Source organism: Enterobacter sp. RIT418, assembly GCF_003057745.1.
Lineage (GTDB): Bacteria > Pseudomonadota > Gammaproteobacteria > Enterobacterales > Enterobacteriaceae > Enterobacter.
The window spans coordinates 47441-65189 of record NZ_QBJD02000008.1; the positions used below are offsets into that span (position 1 = coordinate 47441).

21 protein-coding genes are annotated in these 17749 nt (G+C 57.2%); 16 read left to right on the plus strand and 5 right to left on the minus strand.

What is annotated here, in order from left to right; all coding sequences use genetic code 11:
• Position 1: 1 nt before the first annotated feature.
• Complete coding sequence (locus DBY73_RS11090; protein WP_112011201.1) at positions 2-628, plus strand: helix-turn-helix domain-containing protein; 627 nt, start codon at positions 2-4, stop codon at positions 626-628.
• On the opposite strand, the gene ampH is transcribed toward DBY73_RS11090, so the two are convergent.
• Complete coding sequence (ampH, locus tag DBY73_RS11095) at positions 625-1791, minus strand: D-alanyl-D-alanine-carboxypeptidase/endopeptidase AmpH (RefSeq protein ID WP_112011202.1); 1167 nt, start codon at positions 1789-1791, stop codon at positions 625-627. The genes DBY73_RS11090 and ampH overlap by 4 nt on opposite strands.
• Before the next feature lie 357 nt (positions 1792-2148).
• Here ampH and sbmA point away from each other — a divergent pair, with 357 nt between their 5' ends.
• Positions 2149-3369, plus strand: coding sequence for a peptide antibiotic transporter SbmA (sbmA, locus tag DBY73_RS11100; RefSeq protein ID WP_112011203.1), 1221 nt, complete (start codon positions 2149-2151; stop codon positions 3367-3369).
• A 14-nt stretch (positions 3370-3383) separates the two neighbouring features.
• Complete coding sequence (locus DBY73_RS11105; RefSeq protein ID WP_112011204.1) at positions 3384-4481, plus strand: DUF1615 domain-containing protein; 1098 nt, start codon at positions 3384-3386, stop codon at positions 4479-4481.
• A gap of 1 nt (position 4482) precedes the next feature.
• Here DBY73_RS11105 and DBY73_RS11110 read toward each other — a convergent pair whose 3' ends face one another.
• Positions 4483-4785, minus strand: coding sequence for a DUF2755 family protein (locus tag DBY73_RS11110; protein ID WP_112011205.1), 303 nt, complete (start codon positions 4783-4785; stop codon positions 4483-4485).
• A gap of 249 nt (positions 4786-5034) precedes the next feature.
• Here DBY73_RS11110 and DBY73_RS11115 point away from each other — a divergent pair, with 249 nt between their 5' ends.
• Entirely contained in the window at positions 5035-5271 is a 237-nt protein-coding gene (locus tag DBY73_RS11115; protein WP_112011206.1) for a DUF2754 domain-containing protein, read from the plus strand.
• Here DBY73_RS11115 and ddlA read toward each other — a convergent pair.
• A complete protein-coding gene (gene ddlA, locus DBY73_RS11120; protein ID WP_112011207.1) occupies positions 5268-6368 on the minus strand; it encodes a D-alanine--D-alanine ligase in 1101 nt (366 codons plus the stop codon). The two genes, DBY73_RS11115 and ddlA, sit on opposite strands and share 4 nt — an antisense overlap.
• 103 nt (positions 6369-6471) lie before the next feature.
• Here ddlA and DBY73_RS11125 point away from each other — a divergent pair, with 103 nt between their 5' ends.
• The 6 genes from DBY73_RS11125 to adrA all read left to right on the plus strand — a co-directional run bounded on the left by DBY73_RS11125 (position 6472) and on the right by adrA (position 12162).
• Positions 6472-7155: an extensin family protein gene (locus DBY73_RS11125; protein ID WP_112011208.1), complete on the plus strand. Its 684-nt coding sequence runs from the start codon at positions 6472-6474 to the stop codon at positions 7153-7155.
• Between the two features lie 167 nt (positions 7156-7322).
• The gene (locus DBY73_RS11130) at positions 7323-8537 is read left to right on the plus strand and encodes a multidrug efflux MFS transporter (protein WP_112011209.1); all 1215 of its coding nucleotides are present in this window, start codon (positions 7323-7325) and stop codon (positions 8535-8537) included.
• Positions 8538-8768: 231 nt separating this feature from the next.
• Complete coding sequence (gene iraP, locus DBY73_RS11135; protein ID WP_112011210.1) at positions 8769-9029, plus strand: anti-adapter protein IraP; 261 nt, start codon at positions 8769-8771, stop codon at positions 9027-9029.
• Between the two features lie 99 nt (positions 9030-9128).
• A complete protein-coding gene (gene phoA, locus DBY73_RS11140) occupies positions 9129-10544 on the plus strand; it encodes an alkaline phosphatase (protein WP_112011211.1) in 1416 nt (471 codons plus the stop codon).
• Between the two features lie 91 nt (positions 10545-10635).
• A complete protein-coding gene (gene psiF / locus DBY73_RS11145) occupies positions 10636-10956 on the plus strand; it encodes a phosphate starvation-inducible protein PsiF (protein ID WP_112011212.1) in 321 nt (106 codons plus the stop codon).
• A gap of 102 nt (positions 10957-11058) precedes the next feature.
• On the plus strand, positions 11059-12162 hold the full coding sequence (gene adrA, locus DBY73_RS11150) for a diguanylate cyclase AdrA (RefSeq protein WP_112011213.1): 1104 nt from the start codon (positions 11059-11061) through the stop codon (positions 12160-12162).
• 16 nt (positions 12163-12178) lie between these two features.
• Here the strand turns inward: adrA and proC are convergent, their stop codons facing one another.
• On the minus strand, positions 12179-12988 hold the full coding sequence (gene proC / locus DBY73_RS11155) for a pyrroline-5-carboxylate reductase (RefSeq protein WP_112011214.1): 810 nt from the start codon (positions 12986-12988) through the stop codon (positions 12179-12181).
• 96 nt (positions 12989-13084) lie between these two features.
• Between proC and DBY73_RS11160 the strand changes: the two genes are divergently transcribed.
• From DBY73_RS11160 to ppnP, 5 genes are all read left to right on the plus strand, one after another.
• Positions 13085-13543, plus strand: a complete 459-nt coding sequence (locus DBY73_RS11160; RefSeq protein ID WP_112011215.1) for a YaiI/YqxD family protein — start codon at positions 13085-13087, stop codon at positions 13541-13543.
• A 142-nt stretch (positions 13544-13685) separates the two neighbouring features.
• Complete coding sequence (gene aroL, locus DBY73_RS11165) at positions 13686-14210, plus strand: shikimate kinase AroL (RefSeq protein WP_112011216.1); 525 nt, start codon at positions 13686-13688, stop codon at positions 14208-14210.
• A 44-nt stretch (positions 14211-14254) separates the two neighbouring features.
• The gene (gene yaiA, locus DBY73_RS11170) at positions 14255-14446 is read left to right on the plus strand and encodes a protein YaiA (RefSeq protein WP_112011217.1); all 192 of its coding nucleotides are present in this window, start codon (positions 14255-14257) and stop codon (positions 14444-14446) included.
• A gap of 237 nt (positions 14447-14683) precedes the next feature.
• Positions 14684-15361, plus strand: a complete 678-nt coding sequence (locus DBY73_RS11175) for an AroM family protein (protein ID WP_112011218.1) — start codon at positions 14684-14686, stop codon at positions 15359-15361.
• Between the two features lie 71 nt (positions 15362-15432).
• Positions 15433-15720: a pyrimidine/purine nucleoside phosphorylase gene (gene ppnP, locus DBY73_RS11180; RefSeq protein ID WP_003859131.1), complete on the plus strand. Its 288-nt coding sequence runs from the start codon at positions 15433-15435 to the stop codon at positions 15718-15720.
• Between the two features lie 45 nt (positions 15721-15765).
• Here the strand turns inward: ppnP and rdgC are convergent, their stop codons facing one another.
• On the minus strand, positions 15766-16680 hold the full coding sequence (gene rdgC / locus DBY73_RS11185; RefSeq protein WP_112011219.1) for a recombination-associated protein RdgC: 915 nt from the start codon (positions 16678-16680) through the stop codon (positions 15766-15768).
• 123 nt (positions 16681-16803) lie between these two features.
• On the opposite strand from rdgC, the gene mak reads away from it, so the two are divergent.
• Positions 16804-17709 carry a fructokinase gene (mak, locus tag DBY73_RS11190; RefSeq protein ID WP_112011220.1) on the plus strand — a complete coding sequence of 302 codons (906 nt, stop codon included), beginning with the start codon at positions 16804-16806 and terminating at the stop codon, positions 17707-17709.
• The last annotated feature ends 40 nt before the right edge of the window (positions 17710-17749 follow it).

A 17749-nucleotide genomic window follows, 5' to 3' on the forward strand; every position in this document is an offset into this window, starting at 1 on the left:
CATGAACGTTGATGCGAAACCACTTGCTGAATTAAGCCGGCTTGAACGGTGCCTGAAACCCGAAGGCATTCCTTTTACAATACCTAAGCACCATATTCTTTCTTATCGTTGCGCTGATGATTCTCCTACCACCGTTGTTTTGCAAACGGGCATTGTCGCCGTTCATCGTCAGTCAGATGAATTATTGATCGGTATTGCGACCGCGCCTTTCATATTTGGCCTTACGTCCGATATGCTGGGTAACCCGTCCGAATATAATATTGTCGCAAGAACACCCTGTAGCGGGTTTTATTTACCTGCCATAAAAAACTATCAGCGTATTGATGAAGAAAATATTTGGCAGGATGCCTTTACCTGGATTTTGTGGATTAATCGGCTATTGCAGCGGCGCGATATGCAGCTGGTTGGCAATAATTCATATGCCCAGATCCGGGCCATGCTGCTTAATATGGCTACATGGGATGATAATCTGCGCTCTAAAATAGGCGTAATGAATCATATTCAGCGAAGCACACGTATTTCACGCTCGGTAGTGGCAGAAGTGCTGGCCGCACTGAGAGAGGGAAATTACATCAGCATGAGCAGGGGCAAACTGGTCAGCGTAAACCGTTTGCCCGCTGAATATTAATTCTGGTTAGAGGCCGTCAGCACCTGCGCTTTGTTAGCACTCAGTTCGGCGACTAAATTATTAACCCCGTCGCTCATGTTGACGAAGCGCGTGTTCGGCGAGCGGGTGACCACCACAAACGCGCCCACGTTTGACTGGGGGATCATCGCCATATAGGTAATAAATCCGCCGCCGCCGCCGGTTTTCTGGATGATCCCCGGACGGCCGTCTTTCGGCTCCATATACACCCATCCCAGCCCCAGCGCGTCCGCTTTACCCGGCACGTCCATGCCCACCAGGCGCGTTAGCTGACTGCGCTTGTAGATCAGGGTCTGCATCCTGTCCGCCTGCGGGCTGCGAGAGTAAAAATCGGATGAGAGGAACTGCTGCATCCAGCGCATCATATCGCCCGGCGTGGAATAGACGCCGCCGCTGCCGACGGCGGCCAGGGTGTTGTTACACGGGCTGGCGCCTTTTTCCGCTATCATCAGGCGCTTACACTGGTCCGGCGACGGGGTGAAGGTGGTGTCCTTCATGCCCAGCGGGCGGGTAATCTGCTCTTCAAAAAGCTGGGGATACGGTTTGCCGGATGCCGAGGCTAAGGCGTCGGCCAGCAGATCGAAGGCCAGGTTGGAATAGGCCGCCTGCGAGCCCGGGGCGGTCTTCAGCGCGGCGGTGCTGAGATAGTTCCAGCGCTGCTCGCGGGTTGGCCAGACGAATACCGGACGATGGGCTGCTCCGCCCGGCTGCTCGCGCGGCAGGGCGCTGGTGTGGGTTGCGAGGTTGACCAGCCGAATCGGCGTGCCCTGGTAGGTTGGGACGCGTGCGCCCGGTGGGGCGTACTTGCTGAGCGGATCGTCAAGTTTGACCACGCCCTGGTCGAGCAGCTTCACCAGCATTTCGCTGGTCATCAGCTTGGTGATGGAGGCAATGCGGATCACCGAGTCCAGCTGCGGGTGGACGTTATTTCCCGGGCGCGTTTCGCCAAAGCTGCGAAACACACGCTGATTGCCGTCGATCACGACCAGCGCCATGCCCGTCGCGCCGCTGCCGTAGTAGATCAGATTGGCGTAGCGATCGGCAATATCTGAAGCCAGCGCGGGCGCCGTCAGCGGCTGGGCTGCCTGGGCGGGAGCGACGCTCGCCGCACACAGCGCGGCGATAAAAAGCAGACAACGTTTCAACGAAATGCATCCATAGAGGTGAACAGGAAAAGTAATGGGTATTTATACTACTAAACGATTCCGCGCAATGGCCCGAATTACATAACCATAGCGAGAAAAACGTAACGATGGGTAAACGTAAACAATTTCCGCAAGACGCATCTCCCATTTTGTGACGTCGGCCTTATGATAGGGCGCGGTGTTCCAGCCTCATGGCGTTTGAAACGCACCGAAACAATTCTCGAAACGGGAAAACGAACTAATAATCACGCGTCGGGTCTGACCATTTTACCCGGGCCGGGAGACGGGCTCGGGCAGGTTTTAAGTAGGGCGAAGTGTTGTACACAGCAACAGCCATAACAACAAGAAGGAAGCAATATGTTTACGTCTTTTTTCCCAAAGCCGGGGCCTTTTTTCCTGTCGGCATTTATTTGGGCACTGATCGCCGTCCTGTTCTGGCAGGTGGGCGGCGGCGCGTGGCTAATGCGCCTCACCGGCGCCGCGAGCGACGTGCCGATTAGCGCAGCGCGCTTCTGGTCGCAAAGCTTCTTGCTCTTTTACGCCTACTACACCGCGTGCGTGGGGCTGTTTGCCCTGTTCTGGTTCAAATACTCTCCGCACCGCTGGCAGTACTGGTCGATTTTAGGGTCCGCACTGATCATTTTCGTCACCTGGTTCATGGTGGAAGTGAGCGTTGCGATTAACGCCTGGTATGCTCCGTTTTACGACCTCATCCAAAAAGCGCTGAGCGCTCCGAATAAGGTTCCCATTGGTGAACTCTATGCCGGTCTCGTGAGCTTTATGGGCATTGCCATGATTGCCGTAACGGTCGCGGTCCTGAATAACTTCTTCGTGAGCCATTACGTTTTCCGCTGGCGCACCGCGATGAACGAATACTACATGGCGAACTGGCAGCGCCTGCGCCATATCGAAGGCGCCGCGCAGCGTGTTCAGGAAGACACCATGCGCTTTGCATCGACGCTGGAGGACATGGGGGTCAGCTTGCTCAATGCCGTGATGAAGCTCATCGCGTTTTTACCCATTCTGATTGCGCTTTCCCCCCACGTGCCTGAACTTCCGATCGTGGGCCATCTACCCTATGGTTTGGTTATCGCGGCGCTGGTCTGGTCTCTTATGGGGACGGGGATGCTTGCGGTTGTGGGGATTAAGCTGCCGGGGCTACAGTTCAAAAACCAGCGCGTGGAAGCGGCCTATCGAAAAGAGCTTGTGTATGGCGAGGACGATCCCTCCCGCGCCGCGCCGCCAACGGTTAAAGCGCTGTTTAAAAACGTACGCTATAACTATTTCAAGCTCTACTTCCACTATATGTACTTCAATATTGCGCGCATTTTGTATCTCCAGGCTGATACGGTTTTTGGAATAGTCCTGTTGTTCCCGTCAATAGTTGCAGGGACAATTACCCTGGGCCTAATGACCCAAATCACCAACGTCTTTGATCAGGTGAGAAGTTCGTTCCAGTACCTGATCAGCTCCTGGACCACGCTGGTCGAGCTGATGTCCATATATAAGCGTTTACGCAGCTTCGAGCGCGAGCTGGACGACAAAGACCTGCAGGAAGTAACCAATACCTTTAGCTAAAACAGGGAGTTGCTATGTCTTTTGCCGTACCCCGCGCGTTACCGCTGTCCTTCGTTGCCGCCTTCGTGCTGGCGGGCTGTGCCGATAAGGGCGCCGCGCCGCTCAAAAAGGGCGAGAAGCCCGTGGACGTGGCGAGCGTGGTGCGGCAAAAAATGCCCGCCAGCGTCAAGGATCGCAGCGAATGGGCTGATGCCTTAGCAAAAACCTTCGAAAGCCAGAAGATTGCTCCTACCGAGGAGAACATCTGCTCGGTGCTGGCGGTGGCGCAGCAGGAGTCGATGTACCAGTCGGACCCGGCCGTGCCCGGCCTGAATAAAATTGCCTGGAAAGAGATCGACCGTCGCGCCGAATCCATGCACATTCCGGTGTTCCTGGTGCATACCGCGCTGAAAATCACCTCGCCAAACGGTAAAAGCTACAGCGATCGGCTGGACGCGGTGAAAACCGAGAAGCAGCTGAGCGCCATTTTTGATGATTTTATCGGCATGGTGCCGATGGGGCAGAAGCTGTTTGGCTCGCTCAACCCGGTGCACACCGGCGGCCCGATGCAGGTCAGCATCGCGTTTGCTGAAAAACATACCGACGGCTATCCGTGGAAAATCGACGGCACGGTGCGTCAGGAGGTCTTTTCCCTGCGCGGCGGGCTGTGGTTTGGCACATATCACCTGCTGAACTATCCGGCGAACTACGATGAGCCTTTATACCGCTTCGCGGACTTTAACGCCGGCTGGTACGCGAGCCGAAATGCCGCCTTCCAGAACGCGGTCAGCCGCGCGAGCGGCGTCAAGCTGGCGCTGGATGGCGATCTGATCGCCTACGGCAGCAGCGAGGCGGGCAGCACCGAGCGAGCGGTGCGTAAGCTTTCCACGAAGCTTGGGATGAGCGACAGCGAAATCCGCCGCCAGCTGGAGAAGGGCGATAGCCTGGCGTTCGAGAAAACCGATCTGTATCAGCAGGTATTTAAGCTTGCGGAGCAGAAGAGCGGGAAAGCGTTACCGAAAGCGATGCTGCCCGGCATTCAGCTTGAGAGCCCGAAGATCACGCGTAATCTGACCACCGCGTGGTTCGCTAAGCGCGTGGACGATCGTCGGGCTCGCTGTATGGGGCTGTAGGTCAGCGGGGGCGGCGGAAGCGGAGCACCAGGGCGATGGCACCGAGGACCGCGCAGCCGAACAGGAAAGGAATAAGCCCGAACACGGTGCTTACGCCCAGGCCAATCTCAACGCGCGGGCGGCCGCTGTCCTGAACCTGCATCAGATGTTCATAAACGCCCGGCGCGTGAACCAGCACGTTCAGCAGCTGTGACCCTGCCCAAAAGCAGAACAGCACAAACAGAGCATAAGCGATGTTCCCCGCCGTGGAGGTTTTGGGGTGTTTGCCGCCAAAAATCGGTTTTGATAAGGTGAAATCAGCCATAAAAGACCTCCCGGAATCGCACTGTTCAGAATGGCGTCGTACAGGGTGAGTGTGACAGGTCATAGCATTTGTCAATATCAGAATCGTGGTAATTTGCCGTCAGGAATCCTCCTGGATTATCGAATTCTGTGGCACATCACAATTTGGTGACTTAAGTGAAACTGCGTCGCGTTTCAGATTTTCCGCATCCGCCACAGACCTGGCCGAAAAACTGTGAGAGGATAGCCCTCTTTCCCTGCCGGAGTTGTCATGAAGCTCACTTCCAAATTACGCCGTGACTGGCATTACTACGCCTTTGCGATTGGCCTGATCTTTATTCTGAACGGCGTGGTCGGCCTGCTGGGGTTTGAAGCGAAAGGCTGGCAAACGTATGCCGTGGGGCTGGTGACGTGGGTGATTAGCTTTTGGCTGGCCGGGTTTATTATCCGCCGACGCCCTGAAGAGGCGTCAGCGGGCGAGGCGGAAACGGCAAATAAGGCCGATTAGCCGTTGACGGAGCTTTTCAGGGCGCTGTCGGCGGCGTGACGCTCCAGCGCCAGCTCGATCAGGCGGGTGATGAGTTCCGGGTAGCTCAGGCCGCTGGCCTGCCACAGCTTGGGATACATGCTGATGTTGGTAAAGCCCGGCAGCGTGTTGATTTCGTTGATCACCACCTCATTTTCCGGCGTCAGGAACACGTCCACGCGCGCCATTCCGCAGCAGCCCAGCGCCTGATAGGCCTCAACGGCGATCGCGCGGATCTTATCGTTGATGGCCGGATCGAGATCCGCTGGCACCACCACCTGCGCGCCTTTATCGTCTATGTATTTGGTGTCGTACGAGTAGAAATCGCTGTTCAGCACCACTTCACCGCAGGTGCTTGCCTGCGGGAAATCGTTGCCCAGCACGGCGCACTCAATTTCACGCCCTTTAATTCCCTGTTCAACCACCACCTTGTGGTCAAACTCAAACGCCAGGCGAACCGCGTCGCTGAACTGCGCTTCGCTGGTCACCTTGCTTACGCCCACGGACGAGCCCTGGTTGGCGGGCTTAACGAACAGCGGCAGGCCGAGCTTTTCGCTGATTTGGGCAAAACTGTGCCTGTCACGATTGGCGCGGGTCAGGGTGACGAACGGCGCGATGTTGAGACCGGCGTCGCGCAGCAGGCGCTTGGTGACGTCTTTATCCATGCAGGCGGCGGAGCCCAGCACGTCGGAACCGACAAACGGCAGGTTAGCCATGCGCAGCATTCCCTGCAGGGAGCCGTCTTCACCCAGCGTGCCGTGTACAATCGGGAACACCACGTCAATTTGCGCCAGCGCGCGGGCATTTCCCGCATCGATAAACTGGCCCTGAGCAACGCCCGGCACGGTGGCAACGCTGGTTTCGGAAGGATTTAGCGCGATATGCGCCGGATCGTTAGCGTTTAACAGATACTGGCTTGCGTCGTTGATATGCCATTGGCCCTGCTTATCAATGCCCAACAGCACCACGTCGAAACGGTTTTTATCAATCGCATCGACAATATTTTTTGCCGACTGCAATGAAACCTCGTGTTCCGCCGATTTACCCCCAAAGACAATACCCACCCGCTGCTTTGCCATTTAACTCTCTTCCAGTCTGACGAAAAGCCTATAACATACCACGATGCCCTGCGGGTTTCGCGGCCTTCTGCCATAATGTTTTGAGGCGATAAGGGGGAGATAAGTGAAAGGAAAAAGCCTGCTGATTATTATGCTAATCGCCGGAGCTGCCGCGGTCGGATACCGCTGGCTGCCGTCCTATTACAACCCGTTCACGCCGCTTACGCTCGACGATCCGCCCGGTAAAATCACGCAGTTCAAGCTTAGGCGCCTGACGCCAGAGGCGTGCGAACAACTGTTGGTCCAGGCCAACCGGCGCGCGCTAATCCGCACGCAGGCCGTTGCGGACAGCGACGGCGCTTGCCCGCTGCGCAACGTGGTGCGGGTGCGCAGTTTCGGCCCGGTCGCCCTCAGCGGCAGCTTTCTGGCCAGCTGCCCGCTGGCGCTCAGCTCCGCGCTGTTTGTCAGCCAGCAGGCCCGTCCGCTGACCCGAGCCTATATGGGCAGCGAGCTTGCGCAAATTGAGCATCTGGGCAGCTTTGCCTGCCGAAATATCTATCATCGCCCCGATGCGCGCCTGAGCGAACACGCCACCGCCGACGCGCTGGATATCAGCGCCTTTCGGCTGACAAGCGGACGGCGCGTGACGATCCTTAACGGATGGACGTCGGCCGGCACGCAGCCCTGGCTGGGGGCGCTTCTGGCGGCCAGCTGCGGCTATTACGGGAACGGGCTAGGGCCGAACTATAACGCCGCGCACGCCAACCATTTTCATCTCGGGATGCGCGGTTTTGGCCTGTGCCGCTAAAGCATAATCTTCCGCCGGAAAATGGTTAAGTTGTGACATGTTTCACAAATATGATGACTGGGAAGATAAAACGCCAAAGTCGTCGGAGCCGCACCTCTGGTACCACGCTAGCGAACGTAACTTGCTAATCTGTGGGCGAATTTGCTTAAAATGAAGACCGAATCCGTATGGAATCCTGGAAAGTTAACCTCATCTCCGTCTGGTTTGGCTGTTTCTTTACCGGACTTGCCATCAGCCAGATCCTGCCGTTTTTGCCGCTGTACGTGGCGCAGCTGGGCGTGTCATCTCACGAAGCGCTCTCGATGTGGTCGGGGCTGACCTTCAGCGTAACGTTTTTGGTTTCCGCCATCGTCTCTCCCATGTGGGGCAGCCTGGCGGACCGTAAGGGCCGCAAGCTGATGCTGCTGCGGGCGTCGCTGGGCATGGCCATCGCCATACTCCTTCAGGCGTTTGCCACTAACGTCTGGCAGCTGTTTATTCTCCGCGCGATTATGGGGCTAACCTCCGGGTACATTCCGAACGCCATGGCGCTGGTGGCCTCGCAGGTTCCGCGCGAGCGCAGTGGCTGGGCGCTCAGCACGCTCTCCACGGCGCAAATAAGCGGGGTGATTGGCGGCCCGCTGATGGGAGGCTTTCTGGCTGACCACGTTGGGCTGCGCGCGGTGTTTTTCATCACCGCGATCCTGCTGGTCGTGAGCTTTTTGGTCACGCTCTTTCTGATCAAGGAAGGGGGAAGGCCGACCGTCAGTAAAGCCGAACGCCTGAGCGGCAGGGCGGTGTTTGCCTCGCTGCCGTACCCCGGCCTGATGATTAGCCTGTTTGTCACCACCATGGTGATCCAGCTCTGTAACGGCTCGGTGGGGCCCATTCTGGCGCTGTTTATCAAATCAATGGCGCCGGACAGCAACAACATCGCGTTCCTCAGCGGAATGATTGCCGCCGTGCCCGGCGTCTCGGCGCTGATTTCCGCGCCGCGTCTGGGCAAGCTGGGGGACAGGATCGGCACGGCGAGAATACTGATGGCGACGCTGATTTTTGCGGTGGTGCTGTTCTTTGCGATGTCGTTCGTGACGTCACCGTTCCAGCTGGGCGTGCTGCGCTTCCTGCTCGGGTTTGCCGACGGTGCGATGCTGCCCGCCGTGCAAACGCTGCTGGTGAAATATTCCAGCGATCAGGTCACCGGGCGTTTTTTTGGCTATAACCAGTCCTTCATGTATTTAGGCAACGTTGCCGGTCCGCTCATTGGCGCGTCCGTCTCGGCGATGGCGGGGTTCCGCTGGGTATTTGCCGCAACGGCGGTGGTGGTCCTGCTGAATATTATCCAGCTCGCCTTTGCGCTGCGTCGTCGGGGGCAAATCGCGGCGGCAAAATATCAGCGTTAATATTATATATTCTTATGGTAGCCCTGTTGTTCATAACTAAATGTGGGCTACCGGATGAGAATGTACCCATGTCGGGATAATGGTTTTTATAATAGCAAAACGTTTCGCTGATAATTAAATTATCCGGTTTATGAACTAACTTCACTTTTGCATAAGATAATACTTTTCTTCTCTTTGCATTACGAAAGGAGAGTGCTAAGTTCAGGAAAAATCTGATAAGGAAATAGCACGATGAAAAACCTCATTGCTGAGTTGCTGCTGAAGCTTGCACAAAAGGAAGAAGAGTCAAAAGAGCTGGTCGCCCAGGTCGAGGCGCTGGAAATTGTCGTCACCGCGCTATTGCGACACATGTCTAAGCAGGAGCAGGATGCGCTCATTCAAAGCGTGGAAGGCGCGCTGGAAAGTGCAAAGCCCGATCCGCAGGTTCCCGCACACGACGCGGAGATGCTGCAACAATACGTAAAAAAGCTATTAAGGCATCCTCGCAGTTAACCTTTCAAAGACACTGAATGCGTGTCATAGAAATGTCATGCAGGTTGCCTATAGTCGCTCTGTTTTATTTTTTATGTATTTGTACATGGAGAAAATAAATTGAAACAGAGCGCACTTTTCATTGCTTTAGTCCCCCTGTTATTTACCCCCGTAATTCATGCCGATACCGCAAATAATCCACAGCAGGGTAATCGCGCCGCAAAAGGTGATATCACCGAGCCGGGCGGTGCCCGTCGCCTGTCAGAAGATCAAACCGCGGCCATTCGCGCATCGCTAATCGATAAACCCGCTAAAAATATCATTCTGCTGATCGGCGACGGCATGGGTGACTCCGAAATCACGGCCGCGCGAAATTACGCTGAAGGCGCGGGCGGCTTTTTTAAAGGGATCGATGCGCTGCCGCTGACCGGGCAATATACCCACTATGCGCTGGATAAAAAAACCGGCAAGCCGGACTACGTGACCGACTCCGCCGCGTCCGCTACGGCGTGGTCAACCGGGGTGAAAACCTATAACGGCGCGCTGGGCGTAGATATACACGAAAAAGACCATCAAACGATTCTTGAAATGGCAAAAGCGGCGGGGCTGGCAACCGGCAACGTCTCAACCGCCGAGCTGCAGGATGCCACCCCGGCAGCGCTGGTGTCGCACGTTACGTCCCGTAAATGCTATGGGCCGTCCGTCACCAGCGAAAAATGCCCTACCAACGCGCTGGAGAAGGGCGGCAAGGGCTCCATCACCGAACAGCTGCTGAACGCGCGCCCGGACGTGACGCTGGGCGGCGGGGCAAAAACCTTCGCGGAAACCGCGACGGCGGGCGAGTGGCAGGGCAAAACGCTGCGCGAGCAGGCGCAGGCGCGCGGCTACCAGATGGTCAGCGACGCGGCGTCTCTGACGGCCATCACGGAAGCGAATCAGGATAAGCCCGTGCTGGGGCTGTTCTCGGACGGCAATATGCCGGTGCGCTGGGAAGGGCCGAAAGCCTCTTATCATGGCAACCTCGACAAACCGGCCGTGACCTGTACGCCAAACCCGAAGCGCGACGGCAGCGTGCCGACGCTGGCAGACATGACGGATAAGGCCATCTCCCTGCTGAGCCACAATGAAAAAGGCTTCTTCCTGCAGGTGGAAGGCGCTTCCATCGACAAGCAGGACCACGCGGCGAACCCGTGCGGCCAGATTGGCGAAACGGTTGACCTGGACGAAGCGGTGCAAAAAGCGCTCGCGTTCGCGAAGAAGGATGGCAATACGCTGGTCATCGTCACCGCTGACCACGCCCACGCCAGCCAGATCGTTCCGCCGGACGTTAAAGCCCCTGGCCTGACGCAGGCGTTGAATACCAAGGACGGCGCGGTGATGGTGATGAGCTACGGTAACTCGGAAGAAGAGTCGATGGAACACACCGGCACGCAGCTGCGCATCGCGGCGTATGGCCCTCACGCGGCCAACGTGGTCGGGCTGACCGATCAGACGGATCTGTTCTACACCATGAAGGCGGCCCTCGGCCTGAAGTAAGCGAAACGCCCGGCAGAAATCCGCGCTGTCGGGTGGTTTTTTTTCCGCGACGAACCAGACTTAGGATGGAACTTCACAAAAGGATGGTGCAATGAAAACAACATTACTGGTTACCCTACTTTCAGGCCTGTTTCTCATCTCGAATGCCCACGCGGCAGAAAAGACGCTTACTCCGCAGCAGCAGCGCATGAGCACCTGTAACCAACAGGCAACCGCGAAAACGCTGAAAGGGGATGAGCGTAAAACCTACATGAGCGACTGCCTCAAAAATGGTGCTGCTAAACCGGGCGAGAAAAGCCTGACCCCGCAGCAGCAAAGAATGCGTGAATGTAACGCTCAGGCCACGCAGCAGATGCTGAAGGGAGACGATCGCAGCAAGTTCATGAGCGGTTGCCTAAAAAAACAAGCGTAGTCCGAACGGGTGAGCGCCTGACGGGGCTCACCCGAAATTTCATACTTTCCCCGCAGACCCCCTCTCTATAATTTGGGAAATTGTTTCAGAATATTCCCAAAAATGATGAATGATGAATTTTATGACAATGATGAGAACATTCGGGAAGAGTGGTCCTGCAGCCTTTCTCCGGATGATCCCCACCGATCCGGCATCCCGTTTTCGCGGCGGATCCGGCTGGCGCGTATCGTTGGGCTGGCGGGGCTCTTTCTCCCTATGGCCAGCGTGCTGGTCACCCATTTTCTGTCAGGCGGATGGTGGCTTCTGCTGGTCGGCTGGGCCTTCGTCTGGCCGCATCTGGCGTGGCAGTTAGCCTGCCGCGCGGCCGATCCCTGCGCGCGCGAGATCCTGAACCTCAAAGTGGACGCGATGGTGGCGGGCATCTGGATCGGCCTGATGGGCGTGAACGCCCTGCCAGCGGTGGCGCTGGTGGTGATGATCGCCATGAATATGATGGGGGCGGGCGGATGCCGGTTATTTATCGCCGGGCTTGCCATCACCGTTCTGTCAACGCTGGTGACCCTGCAGCTGGCGGGCAGCGTCAGCGCGTTCTCTCCCGAGCCGCTTGAGTGGGGGCTAACCCTGCCGTTTTTGGTGTGCTACCCGATACTCTTTGCCTGGCTAAGCTACCGAACGGCAATCCGGCTGGCGGAACACCGGCGGCGGCTGGCGCTGATGAGCACGCGCGACGGCATGACGGGCGTCTTTAATCGCCGCCACTGGGAAATGCTTCTGCGCAACGAGTATGAAACGTGTCGCCGCAGCCGCCAGGGGGCGACGATCCTGCTCATCGATATCGATCGCTTCAAGAATATCAACGATACCTGGGGGCACGACGTGGGGGATGAGGCGATTATCGCCATCACGCGGCAGCTGCAGATGACGCTGCGCGCCGGGGATTGTATCGGCCGCTTCGGCGGCGACGAATTTGCGGTGATCATGTCCGGCACGTCGGCCGAAAGCGGGATTGCCGCCATGTCACGCGTGCACGAGCGTCTGGAGCATATGTCGCTTCCCGGCGCGCCGGGCGAGCGGTTGCAGATAAGCGTGGGGGTTGCCGCCTGGGGGCCCCAGTTTGAACACTACCGCGCGTGGCTGAAGGCGGCGGACGTTGCCCTGTACAAGGCCAAAAATGCCGGGCGCGGCCGCACCGAAGTGGCAGCCTGACGCCCGATGATTTCCTTCAGGACTTACTGAGCTTCTCTGATTTTTCCATGCATTTTTCCATTGCCTCGATCACCGCCGAACGGAAGCCGCGATCCTCCAGCACGCGCACGGCTTCAATGGTTGTGCCTCCTGGGGAGCACACCATGTCCTTGAGCTCGCCCGGATGCTTACCGGTTTCCAGCACCATTTTGGCGGAGCCCATCACCGCCTGGGCCGCAAATTTATAGGCCTGAGCGCGCGGCATACCGCCCAGCACGGCGGCGTCGGCCATGGCTTCGATGAACATAAAGACGTACGCGGGCGCGGAGCCGCTGACGCCCACTACCGGGTGGATCATCGCTTCGGCAATCACTTCGGCTTCACCGAAGCAGCGGAAAATATTCAGCACGTCGGCCACGTCTTCGGAGGTTACCAGCGCGTTAGGGGTGACGGAAGTCATCCCTGCATTGACCAGCGACGGCGTGTTCGGCATGGCGCGCACAATTTTACGGTCGTGGCCGAGCGCGCGGGCCAGCTGATCGAGGGTGACGCCCGCGGCAATCGAAACCACAAGGGTATCTTTATTCAGGCTGGAGGTGATTTCGCTCAGCACCTTAATCATGATGTTAGGCTTGACGGCACCGAAGACGATGTCGGCCACCTGGGCCACTTCCTGCGCGCTTTCGGCAGCGTTAATGCCGTACTCGTCGCGCAGCGCGGCGACCTTATCCGGTGATGGGGTATAGACCCAAATCTGCCCCGGCAGCACCTGGCCGCTGGCGATCAGGCCGCCGAGAATGGCTTTGCCCATGTTGCCGCAGCCGATAAACCCGATTTTCTTATCCATCACGTTTCTCCGTTATTATGCCTCGTTATCTCTGATGGATAGCTTAACAATGAAAAGCAGGCGACAATAGCCGTCAATGTCATTAGGGGAGAGAATATGGCGATTTGGGTTGATGCGGACGCGTGTCCGAATGTCATTAAAGAGATTTTATTCCGCGCCGCCGAGCGCGTGCAGATGCCGATGACGCTGGTGGCGAACCAGAATATCCGCGTTCCTCCGTCCCGCTTTATCCGCTCCATGCGCGTTCCGGCTGGTTTTGACGTGGCGGATAACGAAATTGTGCGGCTGTGCAGCGCGGAAGATTTAGTGATTACGGCAGACATTCCGCTGGCCGCCGAAGTGCTGGAGAAAGGGGCCGCGGCGCTGAACCCGCGCGGAGAACGCTACTCGCCCGCCACCATTCGCGAAAAGCTCACCATGCGCGATTTTATGGACACCCTGCGCGCCAGCGGCGTGCAAACCGGCGGGCCGGACTCCTTATCCCAAAGGGATCGCCAGCAGTTTGCCGCCGAGCTGGATAAATGGCTGCTGGAAGTTAAACGCCGCACGGCTTAATGATAATTGTTTTCATTTATGGTAGGGTGAGACGCATCGGGGTTGTCTTTCCCTGCTGCTTTGCAGTAAAGTTAGCGCAACATCTTCTGCAATCATTTCTTTACAGTCTTCAGCCATCCGGCATCAAGGGGAACACCTGGTTATGACCCAACCCATCTTTTTAGTTGGCCCCCGCGGCTGTGGGAAAACCACCGTTGGCCTCGAACTGGCGCGCGCGTGCCAAAGCCAGTTTGTCGATACCGACCACCGGCTTCAGGCGGTTGCCGGCGAAACCATCGCCGAGATTGTCGAGAAAGAGGGCTGGGAAAGCTTTCGCGCGCGTGAAACCGCCGCGCTGGAGGCCGTTGCCGCGCCTTCAACCGTGATTGCCACGGGCGGTGGAATTATCCTGGCAGAGCACAACCGCCAGTTCATGCGCGAAAAAGGGATTGTGATTTACCTCTGCGCGCCGGTCGACACGCTGGTTGGCCGTCTTGAGGCGTTTCCGGAAGAGGGCCAGCGGCCAACGCTGACGGGCAAACCGATTAGCGAAGAGGTCAGCGACGTGCTGGAGGAGCGCGATGCGCTCTACCGCGAGGCGGCGCACCATGTTGTTGATGCCTCTCTTTCGCCGCAGGAAGTGGTAAATCAGATTATTACCGTCCTGCCTTTAGCCTGCGCCAGCTAGCCGCCGTCTATACTCATAGCTCAGACAAAAAATAAGGATGAGCTATGCCAACCAGACCTCCCTATCCGCGCGAAGCGCGCATCGTGACCGTAGAAAAAGGCAGCACCGATCGGACCGTGACCTGGTACCAGCTGCGGGCCGATCACCCTAAGCCCGATTCGCTAATCAGCGAACATGAAACCGAGCAGGAAGCGCTGGACGCCAAGCGGCGCTACGAAGATCCTGAAAAGTCCTGATAGAAATCCTAAATTCGTCACAACCGTGCCTGAATCACACTTTTAACTCATCGGTGTTGTTAAGCAGGGGTTAATATTTAGTTATTACAGGTAGATTCGGAAAGGCCGCCAGATCTTTACACTTCGCTGTAGAGATCTGCTGCTACGCTTTTTTGCTGTTTATTTGAAAACAAAACCGTACAGCGTAGTGAGCCTGTGCCTGTGTTAACGCAGTGGTAGTGATTGAAGGCGAAAAAAATGAAGGCAACATTGGCGATCCTCACGATCGGGGTGGTTCCTGTAAGCGAAGTATTACCGCTCTTAACGGAGCATGTCTCTGAACAACAGATCTCGCATTTGAGCCTGCTCGGCAAGATGAGTCGGGAAGAGGTCATGGAAGACTACGCGATAGAACCGGGAGAGGACCCCCTGCCGACATTGTTAAGCGACGGTAAAATGGCGCACGTTTCCCGGCAGAAGATCGAGCGCGCCCTGCAGGGCGTGATTGAAGTGCTGGATAATCAACGCTATGACGTCATTTTGTTGATGAGCACGGCTCCGATTACCGGGCTGGTCGCGCGAAATGCGATCCTGCTCGAACCGATGCGCATCATCCCGCCGCTGGTGGCTTCGATCGTGGACGGGCATCAGGTTGGGGTGATCGTGCCAATCGAAGAACTTATTGATAATCAGGCCAACAAGTGGAAGGCGCTGGCGAATCCGCCGCACTATGCGCTGGCGAACCCGTTCTGGGACAGCGAAACCAAGCTGATTGCCGCAGGGCGCGAGCTGATAGAGTCGGGCGCGGATGTATTGATGCTGGACTGCCTTGGTTTTCACCAGCGCCATCGCGACCTTTTGCAAAAGGCGCTGGACGTTCCCGTACTTTTATCGAACGTTCTGGTGGCCCGCCTGGCCTCCGAGCTGCTGGCCTGATGATTTTGCGTGACAGGTTACAAGCATGGCCCCTATAGTGGATTTTTATCTAAAAATACAAGGGACAGCCTATGCTTCAGAGTAACGAATACTTTTCCGGTAAAGTGAAATCGATTGGTTTTACCAGCAGCAGCACTGGCCGCGCCAGCGTGGGCGTTATGGCTGAAGGGGAATACACCTTTGGTACGGCGGAAGCGGAAGAAATGACGGTTGTCAGCGGTGCGCTGAACGTCTTACTGCCGGGGGAAACGGAGTGGAAGGTCTATTCTGCCGGGCAGGTTTTCAACGTGCCGGGCCACAGCGAGTTTCATTTACAGGTTGCTGAGCCAACCTCTTATCTGTGCCGATATCTGAAATAATTTTTTCCCTCTCCCCTATGGGGAGAGGGTTAGAGTGAAGGGCGATTATCTCTGCGCTTCGCCGCCGAGACCTTCCACCAGGCTTTGGATCAGCGCCGCCAGCTCGCCGGTCATCAGGATAAAGTCCGCGTCGAAGCGCTGGGCGTAATCTTCCCTGTCGATATCTTCGTTCTGATCGCGCAGCTCGTCGCAGAACTTCAGGCGCTTCACCGAGCCGTCATCACACATTACGAACTGAATGCGCTGCTGCCAGTCCAGCGCCAGCTTGGTCACCACCTTGCCCGCCTCAATGTGTACGGCGATTTCGTCGCTGACCAGATCCTGTTTTTTCGCGCGGATCACGCCGCCGTCTTCAAGCAGGGCCTTCAGCTCCGCTTCGTCGAGGATCTGGAAGCCCTGCGCGGCCGTCCCGCTGCGCACCCACTCGGTCAGCGTCAGCTCGATCGGCGTTTCCAGCGCCAGCGGTACCACCGGCAGCGAGCCGAGGCTTTTACGCAGCAGGGCCAGCGTATCTTCCGCTTTCTTGGCGCTGGCGCAGTCCACCATGATCAGGCCGTTGACGGTATCGATCCACATCATCGTCTGGCTGAAGCGGCTGAACGCGCGCGGCAGCAGAGAGTGCAGCACTTCGTCTTTGAGTGAATCTTTTTCCGTTTTTTTCAGCTTGCGGCCCTGTTCGGCTTCCAGCTTGAAGATCTTCGCTTCGAGCGCCTGCTTCACCACCGGCGTCGGCAGGATTTTCTCCTCTTTACGGGCGCAAACGATGATTTGCCCCGTGCTGCTGGCGTGGGTCAGCGCATCGCTTTGTGAACCCATTGGCGGAACCCAGCCGGTTTTCGCCATATCCTGGCTACCGCAAGGGGAAAAGGTGTAAGCGGCTAACTGTTTTTCCATCTCTTCTGCACGCAGCGAAACGTCGCGGCTGAGACGGTAAACCATCAAATTTTTGAACCACAGCATGATAATTTCCACGGCCTTGTCGTTAAATCAGCGGGCATGATAACGAATTGTCGCATCCCTTGCATTGCTAATCGGGAAGCGTGCTTCTACTCTGTTGATAATCAAGATAATGAGGAGTCACCCGTGCGTATTGGTATTGATTTGGGCGGTACGAAAACAGAAGTGATTGCGCTGAGCGAACAGGGGGAACAGCTGTTTCGCCACCGCCTGCCTACGCCGCGCGATGATTATCGCCAGACAATCGAGACGATCGCCCGGCTCGTTGAGATGGCGGAGCAGGAGACGGGGCAGACCGGCACCGTCGGGATGGGCATTCCGGGCTCGATTTCGCCCTACACCGGGGTGGTTAAAAACGCCAACTCGACGTGGCTCAACGGCCAGCCGTTTGATAAAGACCTGAGCGCGCGCCTGAACCGCGAGGTGCGGCTGGCAAACGATGCGAACTGCCTGGCGGTGTCTGAAGCTATCGACGGCGCGGCGGCCGGCGCGCAGACCGTGTTTGCGGTGATTATCGGCACCGGCTGCGGCGCGGGCGTGGCCTTTGGTGGTCGTTCACACATTGGCGGCAACGGCACGGCGGGCGAGTGGGGGCACAACCCGCTGCCCTGGATGGACGAGGACGAACTGAAATACCGCGCGGAAGTGCCGTGCTACTGCGGCAAGCAGGGCTGTATTGAGACGTTTATCTCCGGCACCGGCTTCGCGACCGACTACCACCGCCTGAGCGGTCAGCCGCTGAAGGGCAATGAAATTATGCGGCTGGTCGAAGAGCAGGATCCGGTTGCGGAGCTGGCGCTCAGCCGCTACGAGCTGCGGCTGGCGAAATCGCTGGCGCACGTGGTGAATATTCTCGATCCCGACGTGATTGTGCTCGGCGGCGGCATGAGCAACGTGGACCGGCTATACGCCACGGTGCCGAACCTGGTGAAGCAGTGGGTATTTGGCGGCGAGTGCGAAACGCCGATCCGTAAAGCGGTACACGGCGACTCCAGCGGCGTGCGCGGCGCGGCGTGGCTGTGGCCGGAATAAAAGCAAAACGGCAACGCAAGTTGCTGTTTTGATGTTAGTA